Raw genomic sequence first — 13,138 nt, forward strand, 5'->3', positions numbered from 1 at the left:
AGATCATGAAGTCATGGACAGACTGGCTAATCTGATTGTATCAAGACGTGGCAAGCAAAAAAAAGAATCTCATCAGACCAAAGTTATTGCCCATCGTGGATTCTGGAATACACCCGGATCTGCACAGAACTCGCTAGCGGCTTTAGTGAAAGCTGATTCAATAGGTTGTTATGGTTCGGAATTTGATGTATGGCTGACAGCTGACGATGAATTGATGTTGAATCATGACGGATGGCATGAAGGATACTCTCTGGAGAAAACATCTTCTGACGTGCTACGCACTTTAAAGTTAAGCAATGGAGAGAATATGCCAACTTTAGAGCAGTTCCTTGATAAAGCGAAGAAACTTAAAATACATCTGATACTGGAGATGAAACCCCTCAGTACTCCGGAACGTGAAACGAAAGCCGTTGAAATGATCCTAAAGTTGGTGGAAGAGAAAAAATTGACTCACAGAGTAGAATACATCTCTTTTTCCCGTCATGTGATGTGTGAGTTTATACGTCTGGCACCTCCTAAAACTCCAATTTTGTATTTGGGACAGGATATTTCGCCCAAGGAACTGAAACAATTGGGAGCTACCGGGGCAGATTACAATTATTGGGCTTATCATAAAAATCCGGATTGGTTGAAAGATCTGAAAAATTCAGGGATGACCTCCAATGTATGGACTGTAAATATCCCTTCTGAGATGCAATGGTGTATTGACAATGGTTTTGATCTGATAACCACAGATGCACCGACAGCTTTCTTAGGCTTATAATAATCATTTGGATAATATGCTGATGGAATCTGCCATCAGCATATTATATTTATACTGTTTATACGGACAAGAATAACAAAACAATGAAATTAAGAAATATCATAGCAATCATGCCTTTTCTGGCATCATCTTTCATGACGCAAGCTCCTGTTTATCAAGATGTGAATCACCCCATTGGAGACAGAGTGGTAGGCGTATGGAAAACTAACAGCAAACAAGAAAGTCATGTCAGTTGACGAAACAATAACTTTCAGTTTAGCTGTCAAGAACACAGGGAACCGTGAAGGACAGGAAATTGTTCAGCTTTATATCAGAGACATAAAGTCTTCTCTTCCCCGCCCGGTGAAAGAATTAAAGAGATTTAAGAAAGTAAATTTAATGCCGGGTGAAGAAAAAATAGTTTCTTTGTCTATTGATAAAGAGGCATTAAGCTTTTTTGATGCGGAAAGACATGAATGGATTTGTGAACCGGGCAAATTTGAAGCTATCATAGCAGCATCAGCTATGGATATCAAAGATGTTCTCAAATTTGAATTAAAATAAAGATAGAAGCCATGACGAAACGTTTAATCCTTGCATTCGTATTTTTATCCTGGCACTTAGTAGCCTGCTCGAATGGAGATTCGGGAATTTCTTCCGGACTCCCGGATAAGCCTTCTGCAGAAGAAGACTCTCCCGGGACTGAAACGATATCTGAAGAAATGAGAGTGAAAATAACCGGCGAAGATTTATATATATCAGCCAAGTTAGATGCCAAAACCGATATTCTTTATTGGTTCAAGAAGTGTATGTTCAATGAACTGTTCACATTTTATAGAGTAGGAACAATTGACAATAATATGCCTGCTCCTGCCACTCTGCCCGATGCTTCTCCGACTTCTCTTCTGAATCTGGCTTACAGTGACAATATCGGTCCTTTTAATATAACCGGATACGGGTGGTGTGGAGGAAATCATCCCTACCTGGATGAAGTTACTCAAACTGCTCGCAATATCGGTTATCGTATTTATATAGACGGAAAAGAAATAAAGACAGATCTATCGACTCTGACAAAAGAGATAAAGATTGAAGTAATCAATGAAATAATGAACCCTTCCAAAGCCGATACCAGTAGTGGAAAAACACTTCTGAATGAGATCTTATGTATTGAGACTGTCAATTATTCTATTTATAGAAATAACATTCAAGTCTTGGTTACTCATGAATTTCAAAATGAGTCTCCCGTGACAGTACAAATGTATTACGGAATGCAATCTATGTTTGACAAGGAGACACATACATTAACTGCCAATGGCAAGTATGTGGACTGGACAGTACAAAAGGATGTTTCTACCTTTACAAAGAAAGAGTATCCGTCATTTCGCCGTTTCATTGAGAAAAGCGCAAATGTGTATCAATCTTCTTATCTGTTTGCCGATGGATTGGGAAATCATGAAGAAATATCAGATGATGATATTATATTCATAGGAAATTCCAGCAATAAGACCTACCACAAGATTATAGCTGATAGAGAACACAAAAAGGGGGATATTATTCATTGGAGTGGAGTGTATACCTGGTTTAAGTCTCCTGTTTCTGATGATGATGATTTGCTGTGTTATGAGGGTGTAATAGATAATAAAAAGGTCCTTTTTATAGATTGCAAGAAGAACGTCGACAGGACAATACAGTTGCCTGTCGATTATACAAAGAAGTCTTTTACGATTATAGAGAAAAGTAAATCAATAACAATTACCGGTAATAAAGTAACAGCCAAAGGACTTAGAATTGTATCCGACGGGTCCGGCAGTTGTGTGATTACCTTTGATTAATTTAGAAAACGATATGTGGAAAAATGTGTTAGTTCTGGTTAGCCTCTGTCTGTTGTTTGAAGATGTAAATGCTCAAACTACCAAGAACAGATACTATAAAGCTAATGATGAAAACGTTTCTTACGTGGGACGTACGGAAATACAGAGTGATGGCTCCGTTTCTTTCGACTGGACCGGTACTTATCTTCGTACCCGACTTTCGGGAGGAGAATTGTCTATGAAGATTTCAGATACTGGTATTAATTATTACAATGTTTTTGTAGACAGCCTTTTACACAAAACGGTAAAAGTATCCGGTAAAGATACTTTGATTAATTTCATTTCCGGCATGGATAAAGGCATCCATCATGTGTTGATTCAAAAACGTACGGAAGGGGAATGGGGAAAGACAACCATTCATCAATTTGTGCTTCATAATGAAGGAGAACTGATGAAAGAAACGGAGTGCCCGTCCAGACATATCGAATTTATCGGTAACTCGCTGACGTGTGGCTATGGTGTAGAAGGGAAAGACCGTAGCGAACCTTATAAAGCTGAAACGGAGAATTGCAACTTATCTTATGCCACTATTATCGCCCGCTATTTCAATGCCGATTATACGCTTATTGCACATTCCGGACGTGGAGTAGTCCGCAATTATGGAGATTCCGTCCGAATATCTGCCGTGACAATGAAAGACCGTATGCTGAATACATTTGATATGAATTTGGATAAGAAATGGGACTTTAAAACATACAAGCCCGATTTGGTGGTTGTTAATTTAGGAACTAATGATTTTTCCACCAATATATATCCGTTGGAAGATGAGTTTATTCATGCTTATAAGCTACTAATAAGCCGTCTTCGTACAAATTACGGAGATGTCCCTATATTATGCATCAGTCCGGCTATTGCTCAACGGCAGATCGTTCAATACATGGAGCGTATGCGCAAAGACTTGAATGATAAGAAAGTTTATATAGCAGTTCTTCCCGAAGGCCTTTGCGATTCGACTACAGACTTAGGAGCAGTATGGCATCCCAATTACAAAGGTCAAATGAAAATGGCTATGTCATTGATTCCTTATATGTCAACTATCACAGGATGGCCATTGAAAAAGGAATCGTTTTATTAAGACTTACCATGTTATATAATTATCAAAATGGCATTTTGTCATTTTGATAATTATAAACTCTCTAACGGGCGTATTTCCATCACTGCACAGGATAGAGAATAAAATGACAGAGATTTGCCGTTACAGGAAATCACTTTGTTGCGAATATGCATCTATATGCATTCTTTTTGCGTTATTTTTCATGCTATTCTGTAATATCTTTCTTTTTTTATATTACTTTGCATCATTCTGATTATTTTTTTTCATCCTAAAACAAAGTCTAATAAATAAGATACCCATCATTTTAGAGCTAAAATGTGCTCCTTTTAAACGGACTTAGCGTTGCTTTTAAAGCAATGGGACGTTCCTTTAAAAGCAACCTTATGTTTATTTACAATCAACCTTATGTTTTAGCTCAATCAACCTTATGTTTATTTCAAACTATACGGTGTTTTTTATGCAAATGACCGCTCGTTTATTCATAATCATGCATATTAATTCAAGATTGTATGCATATCTCTTTCTATCTTTACTCATCTATCAAAAGATAGAAATAGCAAAAATAGGGAAATAAGGAAATTATGCTTCCTATTTTGCTATTTATCTATCATTTTGTTTTCTGTTCAACTTATTTTTAATGCCTGTTATTATACTGTCGGTATATCTATTGAATGATGTCAAGTTCTCCAAAACCACTTGATCTTAGTAAAAAACATCGTTACCAAAACAGCTAAAGACGTAATGATTACTCCCTGAAGGAACCCAAGCCACGCATTCTGCTGGAAGTAGGACAACAGCGAGGCAAGTCCCAGTATATTAGCCAACGGCATAATGAATAAATCACCAACCACGTAAGCGATCATCGGATTTTGCCCGGACATAACAAGAAAGCGGCTACTTCGCACACATCTGAAATAATCACAAACAATACTTAAGAATAAGAGCGCAAGGAATGCCAGACCGGAAGTTACAAAGAAATAGCTAAAAGTGGCAGGATCTTTCTTGATACCTTCTTGAAAAGGTTCAAAACATAGCCCCAAAAGGAGAAGATATGCTCCGGCATTAAACAGCTTTTTCCATAACAAAGCGATTCCTTCTGTCGGACGTAAGAAAACCAATTTGCCAATCAATAACAGCACAAGTGTCGCTAATAAATTCACTGTCACCATACGGGTATAAAGCCCATAGAGATTGAATACAATAATCACCATAGTCAATATCAGCAGCGCAATTCCTATCTTACGGTATTGCGGTGAAGCCGGCTGTTCGGTATCCTTTCGGCCCTTCATCCATTCCATCAAATACTCACCGGCAATGCTGCCGGGAATTACAATAAACAGATATTTCAGATAATCAAACCGATACATCCAGGGCAAAGGAGTATAATTGAATATCACCTGTGTCCAGGAACCTTCGACAGTACTTCCCAAAATAACAGCCATCAGCAGCAATAAAACTCCCAAACGCAACCATCGGTTATGCATCGTAAAAATGTAGAGGGCAGAACCGAAGATGGCCATATTGGCTAATAACAGAATAATCACATTACTAAAATACAGGCTGAACGTTCTTCCATCGGCATAAGAAGTAGTAAGCATCATGATTACCGCAATTCCGTATGCGGCTATCTTTATGCCGGTATGTGCCCAGTCCGGCATTTTCAAAGGAATGCGCATGAACATCGGAAACAGAACCGCAAAGCAAAGAATAGCCAGCAACCAGGCTCTGATGTCCTGCGGAGAACTCAGCACATACGGATAAAAATGCTGAATGAAGATGGCAAAGAAAGTCAGTTGTACTCCACGTTTCACCGCTTCATATACTAATTTCAGTTTAGAGTCACCTTTCTCTGCACGCTTACCTATGGAAAAAGGGAAAGCTGCTCCCATTGCAAACAGGAAGAAAGGAAAAACAAGGTCTACCCATGTAATGCCGGGCAAAGAAGGATTGAATATATGATCGGGTGGCGGCGTCTGCGCATGACTCATCCAACCGGGGAGCACCTGCGTTACGATGGTAGCAGAAAGTACCATCGTAATAATCGCATATCCTCTCAAAGCGTCTAATGCATAGGCCCGGTTATTCATAAGGAGCCTCCTCTTTTCATTCCTTCCTCTACTTCTTTCCACAGATTTTTGGTAATGATATGTACGATGTCAAATACCATTAATCCGTCCGAACGGCGAAGGTTCATCTCTATCGTTTCCGAAAGTTTGGCGGGGTTGTCATAGAACTGGTCCACCAGAATACCTCCCATAAATTTATTACCTTTCAATATCTGACGTAAATGCTGACATGAGCCTTCTACACAATACCACGTACCGGATTGAGCCTGCGAATCAGTTTCGTTCCAGATACTCCGGTTCGTTTTTCTGTATTCCTCGATGGTTATGTCCGTATAATAATTACCGGTAGCATAAAGGTCTATCAGCTCGGCATAGCCATAATTTTTATATTCGGGTGTTGCCCAGCTGAAATCTTTGCCCGGATCATATTCTTTGCTGGCAAAGTTTACGCCTACTTCATAATAAGATGGATACCAGGCACCGGTGTACGTGCCGAAAGAAACGTCAGGGTTGGCTGCCTTGACTTCTTTACGGGCAAGCGCCATGAAATCAGTAATGTTTTTAGTTCGCCATTCCAGCCATTTCCGGAAATATTTTCCTGGTTGCGTTGTGTATTTCCCATCTGCATTTTTAGTCCAACGGAAAATATCTTCGGGGAAGTTTGCGACTTTTTTACCTATGTATTCTTCAAACTTCTTACGTGACAATGAAGAAAAATCAGCGGTTATTCCATCGTAACGTACCCGGTCGAGCATCAGACCGTCCAGGTCGGGATATTTGGTCACGACTTCTTTCAGAACATTCAGGATATGGGTACGATATTCTTCGTTCAAAGGATTGATCATGGCACCATATTTATGCTTCTCTTCGGTGATTGGAATGATTCCTTTATCGGGAGTGTACACCATCGAAGCCCATTCCGGATGTCCGCTATATACCATTCCACGGTCAAAATAGTTGTGTCCGGCACAGAATACATTCAATGAGGCGTGTATCTCCAGCCCCAGTTCGTGCCCTTTTTTGATAAAGTATCCCAGATAGTCAAAATCACCGGCTTTGGCTCCTTTCCATTCTTTCATTTGCGGAGCATATTCACTTTTATATAAAACTTCCCCTGTGATCGGACGAATGTCGACAACCGCATGTGTAAAGCCCAGCGATTTGATTTTTTCCAAGTAATAATCAATCGAATCTTTATGACTGAAGCGCTCAAAGTTTGCTTCGGCATCAATCCACATTAAGGCCGGTTTCTTTTTGATGACGATCCGGAAAGGAGAAGCCGGAAGCCCGGCATTATTGCATAATTCCCCCTGCACATAATTCCGGAAGCAGTAGCGGACTTCTGTCGGGTCACTAACAGAATCATTCCATACTTTCACAGTAGATGTGCCATTGATGATCTCCGCCTTTGCAGGTCGGAATATACCATCGGAACCTACGATCTCAAAACCTTTCACATTCTGATTTTCCGGAGTCAGTCCTTCCTCTCCATATTCAAAGTCTATTTCTACAGCATTTCCCTGGATACGATAGGTCTTGTAGACTGGACCGGAATATTGGAACCCTTTTCGGCCGTAAGTCTGGGCCAGTGCCCAATAAGCTAACCGTTCTCCAACCTTAATCTTATAAGGTGAATGTATAAAGAGTTCGCTGCCTGCGTCTCCGGTGGTCACCATTCCCACTCCGGGAACTTCCTTCATCAGCTCCAACTGACATTGACGGAACCATGCCCAATCCAACTTGTCATTCCCTTCGGACTTCCAGGGAGCAATCTGGACATAATAAAATGGCATTTCAGCATTATGAAAGAAATTTCTCCATTGAGAGACCATGGCGGGAAAAAGCTTTTTATAAAGAGTAGGATCGGGAGTATTCGCCTCTCCCTGGTACCAGATAACTCCTTTGACAGGGAATCCTTCCCATGGATTTACCATAGCGTTCCACAACAGGGTAGGCGTCCCGGCAGCCCATTCGAATTTATCTTGATTTGTATCCGGCAAGGTTACTTCGGAAAAATGAGATAAGGTTTCTTTGTCCATCCATGCTTCGATCTTTGACATACTCCAGGAGCAATGTATTAATCCTACAGGTACGTCCAAAGATTGTTGCAACAGATTGCCGAAGAAATAAGCTGTTGCACTGAAATCGGCCACTTCTTCCGAAGATGCTTCACTCCATTGTCCGTCTATTCCTTCTTCTTTCAGAGTCGTGCTCCAATTGTTCTTTACGGTGTAAAGTCTTAATGGTCGTTTAGGATTAGCGGACACGATATAGGGCTGCGAACCATAGACCGGTTGTCCGCGGAACCCTTTTACCGGCATTTCCATATTCGACTGTCCGGAGCAGAACCAGACTTCACCGATCAGGATATTTTTTAAGGTCAGCTCTTCCCCGTCCGAAAAAGTAATGGTATATGGTCCGCCGGCTTCCGGAGTCGGAAGAGCCAGTGTCCATTGTCCGTTCCGGTCACAATCTGCATAGATTTTCCGATGATTCCATGAAGCGGAAGCATATACACGTTTTCCGGGAGTAGCCTTTCCACGAAAAGTAACTTCTGCTTGTTGCTGCAACACCATGTTGTCTCCCCAAATGGAGGTCAAGGTTACTTTAGCTTCTGTTTTCAGAACAAAGAACAAACTTATAAGTAGCCAAAAGTATCTGTTTCTGAACATATGATTTTAGTTTATTTGTTTTCAATAGTTTGAGTATATACATTACCGAAACGGTCAGTCACTTTAATCTCTATCCTTGCGTTTGGGTCATGAGGAGTTGCATGAAAGAGATGCTCGGTAAGAACCGGAGATATCCAGTCATATTTCACCTTTTCCTTATCCGAACAGATGGCTTTTGCCATAGGATCATATCCTTTGTACTTTTGCATTTCGCCCATCCTTTGTCCATTCTCATACCATTCTACCTTCCAAAGATCATCCCAGTTCCATACATTGGCTATGATATCAGAAGGATATTCATCCGACGATCCTGCCGGATAAGCATGAAACTGGTGTTCCAGCGGATAACCTGCGCTTTTATAAATCCACTTCAATTGATCTCCGTTCACTTCATATATACCGTAACCTCTGGGAGTTCCGTCTACATTGATGTCTGCACGCCACCAAGTGCCACACACTGCTGCCGTATTATGCTCCATCAACGAATCATTGAAACAAACGTTCGTATTGAAATGGGTATGCCCGGAAATGATATGCGCATTATAGCCCTCCAAGAGTTTATATAGTGCAGCTGTATTCACTGTTTCATCCTGATCCAAAGTATTATATCTTAACTTTTTCTGAAGGCTGGAGGGAATGTGCATGACCACAAATACCAGCTTATCCCTGGACACATACGAAAGGTCTTTTTCCAGCCATGCAAAAGTCCGTTCATCAATATATCCGATGTACTGGTAGTCACGATTGACATAGAAACAATTGTCGAGTACAATGTAATGGGCTTTTCCTTTATTAAACGAATAGTAGATGGGGCCGAAATAACTTTCAAAAGTACGGTACGAGTACTCAAAAGTACGTCCTCCGTAGGTCATGTCATGGTTGCCGATAGCACGATAAACGGGAAAGTCCAAAGTAGATACGGTATTAATGTAAGATGGATACAAAGAGGGGGTATCACCCACGATGTCTCCACAATCAATACCGAATATGTCTCTTTTTCCCGAATAAGGCTGTACATATTCTTTTATATCCTGCAGGAATCTGCCATAGGCTTTCACATCGTCTTCGGAAGTGACTTGCACATCAGCCTGCACCAGAAACAGATGATTCGCATCATTCTGAGGATTTTTCATCAACTCAAAATTATATCCGTCTTGTTTATCCATCTCTATTTGTTGATGGAATAAGGGAATGGTCTTTTCTGTTTTCGGCTGATAACCGGAAGGCACGGACAAGTAAACAAACCGGGCATCCCTTTGAGGAGCAAGCACATATTCGCCCGACTTATTAGTCAGAACACAGTCGATTCCGTCCGTTACAACTACTCCTTGAAGTCCTTTCCCATGACAGGTTACCTTTCCACGAATAGTACCGGATAAATTTTGAGCCTGCAAGTTCAAACTCAAACTCATCAAAATGACAAGTTGTAATAAATATATTTTCATAGTTATCTATTGTTCTTTATACAAATAAGGCAATTCATTAACATTAAGTCTGAACCTTGCGGCTCAGACTTAGTGCTATGAATAGAAAGGAGAATACTTGTATTGAGTATATTCTCAGATTGAATTATCAACTTCCTATTTTTGAACGGACTCCAGATAGTTATCAAATCCTGTCTTGAAAGCGTTCCAATAGTCGTACATCTTGATATGACAGAGGTCGAATGCGAAGAAGCCGTCGCTATTGTTTATACATGCGTCGATGGCATCAGGTATTTTAGCGGCTTGTCCACCGTTAGTCCATCCGGTACCATTGCCTATGTCCGGACCTCCGGAGAAGGGAACGTCACCTTTCAGCAACTCGCGACCGTTTTTGCAAAATCCCTCCATTGTCCATTCGCCGCTACCATAAATCTTATCGACAGATGCATAAGCACCTAAGAATATATAATCCAGATGATCGGCATAACCATAGTTCTTATAATCTGCTGTTGCCCATTTAGGATAGTAGGCTGAGGTGTCATATTTAGGACTTGCCCAATTTACTCCCGAAGTATAATAACTGGAATACCATGCGCCTACATACACTCCAAAATTGATTTCTGAATTTACGGATTTTACTTTCTCACGTGCCTTGACGATAAAGTCGTGAATCACTTTTACACGAAATTCCAACCATTTCTTGAAATAGGCAGGCTGATCTGAAGGTATCTCATCTGTGCCTGGTGCCATAATGTCTTCCGGAAAATGAGCAACTGTTTCCCCAATGTACTCTTCAAACTTCTGTTTAGAAACAGCCGAGAAATCACTTTCCAAGCCATAATCGTCATAACGGCAACGGTCCAGAATTATTCCATCCAAGTCATATTTAGCCAGGTCACCCAGTAACTGCAAAACGAAGTTCTGCACATCATCGTTAGCCGGATTCAAAAATTTAGCTCCATAATCGGTCTCGTCATTCAACAAATCCATCGTATTTGTCAGACCGTCAGCGAGATTAGCCACACTTGCCCATTCCTTCTTCGAGTCATCACGGAACAGTATTCCATCTGATCCGAGGTTATAGGGACATAAGTAACCACCGACGAAAGTATTGACTGACGCATGTACTTTCAGCCCCTGACTTCTGGCTGCATCTATAAATGCCTGCAGGTAATCCCATGTTTCAGTACGTTCATAATATACATAACCCGAACTTCCCCACACATCCATTCGCTTCACCTGATCTACTGCAGTAGTGTTGAACAAAACATCTCCTGTAGTGGGACGCACGTCAACAATGATATCAGTAAACCCTGCGTTTTTTACTTTCACCATATCTGTGGAGATATTCTCCTTATTATTCGCATAATCCGGAAAATTAGCTGCCGCATCAATCCAGACATAGCGTGGCTTGATTTCTGTTACATCCGGATTTTCCGGTCCCTCTGTTGAATTATCATTCCAGGGCCATCCGGGGATTCCATCAGAATCATCACTACATGAAGTGATAGCAACCATTCCGCAAAACGTCAATAATAATATTTTAAAAAGATTTCTCATATTATATATGTTTATTAATGTCAGTAACTCTTTTGAAACACATTAATTATTTGTCGATACAATCAAATTCATACCCTCCGATAATCTTACAGTTGTTGTCAACATAGTAGAGACGAAGTTTATATCCATCTGTAGTTGGAGCAAACAATACATCACCTGTTGCCGCTACACCATCTGCAGAACCGAACGAAGAAAGTGAAGGATTGAATGTCAAAGCGTCTGAAGTAGATACCGTACCGGTAAACGATCCGTCTGAGGTTACATCGTACATATATAAGTACGGAGTGCCTCCCCATTGCGGGAAGTGAGCCGTAGATACCAATACAAGATACTGCGCATTATTGAACGTTCTTGCATCCAGACAGTTATTATTCATTGCCCAGGAATTGCCATTGTCCGAATTGGATAAAGACTTGGACGCATTATTACTTGTTCCATTCACCCAATAAAGTACGTTAGGATCATAATAGGATAAGAAATAATCGCTTTGTGCAGTAGTTCCTTTGGTGACAACCTTGGTATTTGACACAGGAGATCCCCAATAGCCAACACCATTTACCGATACTACTTCAGGACTTCCCAATACACCGTCTGTTATAATCCAGCGAACAAACGTATTAGAACCGGACGAGGCTGTCCCGTCACATGTAGCAATGATAGCGGCATTTGTATTGATATCACCCTGTACAGATACTTTGGTACCCATATCCAAACTTGTATTGTTGGTATAAGATATCAATAAAGTTGGAACTGTGGTTACAGAAGAAGTCTTATAGATAGAGAAGGATTTACCATTAGCTGCTTTTGTTGCCAACAATATGTTTCCTTTACTATCACTTGTCACACAACCTAAAGATGCAACACCTACGCTTCCCAAAGTCATATTGCCAATCTTACTTCCTGTAGAAGCATTATAATAGGTAGGAGCAGTAGAACCGTCCCCTAAGCAAACAACTAAATTATTGCCATTAACGGCCAGTGAAGGTGAGTTGGCTGAAGTCCAGGGCAAACCTATAACTCCCATATCCAATTTAAACAATTCTGTCTCACTGCCTTTTCTATATCCATAAGGGATCTTATCCGGCACTGCCTTCTGAACTGTGTACGTCTGCTTCGTCACTCCATCGTGAGCGATGACCGTCAGTTCTACAGGTGAATTGAAGTCAAGCGCCTCTGTCTTAGGATCCGGCGACATTGTCGCATGAGAGGAAAGTGAATATTCTGCCAGACAGGAAGATAAATCTTCTGCAGAAATCAGAGATACCGTCTTATGCTCTTCGTCAATAATTCCACTAATATCTTCGGCCGGTATTGAGAAACTTAATAACTGACATTTATTGGATTTCACTCTTTCACCCGTAATGCAGATTTGTTTCTTATATCCCTGCGCATCTGTATAAGTGAAGTAATTTTCTTTAGTCAAATCCAATATCGTCAAAACAGGGTTAATAGTACAGTTAGGAGCTAACTTTGCCTGGACCCTCATTGTCTTCATATATTCCGCCGTTTCATTTTCACTGTCTTCCGGATAAAACCATGGTATAGGAATCACATATTTATCTACAGACGCATCCGCAATTGTGTAGACAACAGCTTCTTTGTCCACATAAGGACCTGATGTAAAAAGTGCGGTCAAGCTTGTGATTCCCTGCCGCTCAGCAGTTGGAAGTACATATTCCGGATCTTGGCAGGAACTCATTAATGCCAATACTCCTAATAGTAAATATTGTATATTCTTTTTCATAATTG

Annotated in this window: 9 protein-coding genes and 1 pseudogene; 5 read left to right on the forward strand and 5 right to left on the reverse strand. The window is 40.7% G+C overall.

The window, feature by feature from the left end; translation table 11 throughout:
* The first annotated feature begins 13 nt into the window (after positions 1-13).
* The 5 genes and pseudogenes from BT_RS24965 (at position 14) to BT_RS02185 (ending at position 3,688) form a co-directional block, all read left to right on the forward strand.
* Positions 14-763 carry a glycerophosphodiester phosphodiesterase gene (locus tag BT_RS24965; protein ID WP_050547415.1) on the forward strand — a complete coding sequence of 250 codons (750 nt, stop codon included), beginning with the start codon at positions 14-16 and terminating at the stop codon, positions 761-763.
* An 83-nt stretch (positions 764-846) separates the two neighbouring features.
* Complete coding sequence (locus tag BT_RS02170; RefSeq protein WP_008766050.1) at positions 847-999, forward strand: hypothetical protein; 153 nt, start codon at positions 847-849, stop codon at positions 997-999.
* A pseudogene (locus BT_RS02175) lies at positions 956-1,306 on the forward strand (fibronectin type III-like domain-contianing protein); the annotation flags it as partial. The gene BT_RS02170 and the pseudogene BT_RS02175, both read left to right, overlap by 44 nt.
* An 11-nt stretch (positions 1,307-1,317) precedes the next feature.
* A complete protein-coding gene (locus tag BT_RS02180; RefSeq protein WP_008766052.1) occupies positions 1,318-2,574 on the forward strand; it encodes a hypothetical protein in 1,257 nt (418 codons plus the stop codon).
* Positions 2,575-2,587: 13 nt separating this feature from the next.
* Positions 2,588-3,688 (forward strand): SGNH/GDSL hydrolase family protein, encoded by a 1,101-nt coding sequence (locus BT_RS02185; protein ID WP_008766053.1) that lies wholly within the window; start codon positions 2,588-2,590, stop codon positions 3,686-3,688.
* A gap of 656 nt (positions 3,689-4,344) precedes the next feature.
* Here BT_RS02185 and BT_RS02190 read toward each other — a convergent pair.
* From BT_RS02190 to BT_RS02210, 5 genes are all read right to left on the reverse strand, one after another.
* A complete protein-coding gene (locus tag BT_RS02190) occupies positions 4,345-5,754 on the reverse strand; it encodes a DUF5009 domain-containing protein (RefSeq protein ID WP_008766054.1) in 1,410 nt (469 codons plus the stop codon).
* Positions 5,751-8,405, reverse strand: coding sequence for an alpha amylase family protein (locus BT_RS02195; protein WP_008766055.1), 2,655 nt, complete (start codon positions 8,403-8,405; stop codon positions 5,751-5,753). Before BT_RS02195 ends, BT_RS02190 begins: the two co-directional genes overlap by 4 nt.
* Before the next feature lie 11 nt (positions 8,406-8,416).
* Complete coding sequence (locus tag BT_RS02200; RefSeq protein ID WP_008766056.1) at positions 8,417-9,850, reverse strand: calcineurin-like phosphoesterase C-terminal domain-containing protein; 1,434 nt, start codon at positions 9,848-9,850, stop codon at positions 8,417-8,419.
* 135 nt (positions 9,851-9,985) lie between these two features.
* Complete coding sequence (locus BT_RS02205; protein ID WP_008766057.1) at positions 9,986-11,389, reverse strand: alpha amylase family protein; 1,404 nt, start codon at positions 11,387-11,389, stop codon at positions 9,986-9,988.
* 46 nt (positions 11,390-11,435) lie between these two features.
* Entirely contained in the window at positions 11,436-13,133 is a 1,698-nt protein-coding gene (locus tag BT_RS02210) for a DUF5018 domain-containing protein (protein WP_011107272.1), read from the reverse strand.
* Positions 13,134-13,138: the final 5 nt, after the last annotated feature.

The organism is Bacteroides thetaiotaomicron VPI-5482 (assembly GCF_000011065.1).
Taxonomy (GTDB): domain Bacteria; phylum Bacteroidota; class Bacteroidia; order Bacteroidales; family Bacteroidaceae; genus Bacteroides; species Bacteroides thetaiotaomicron.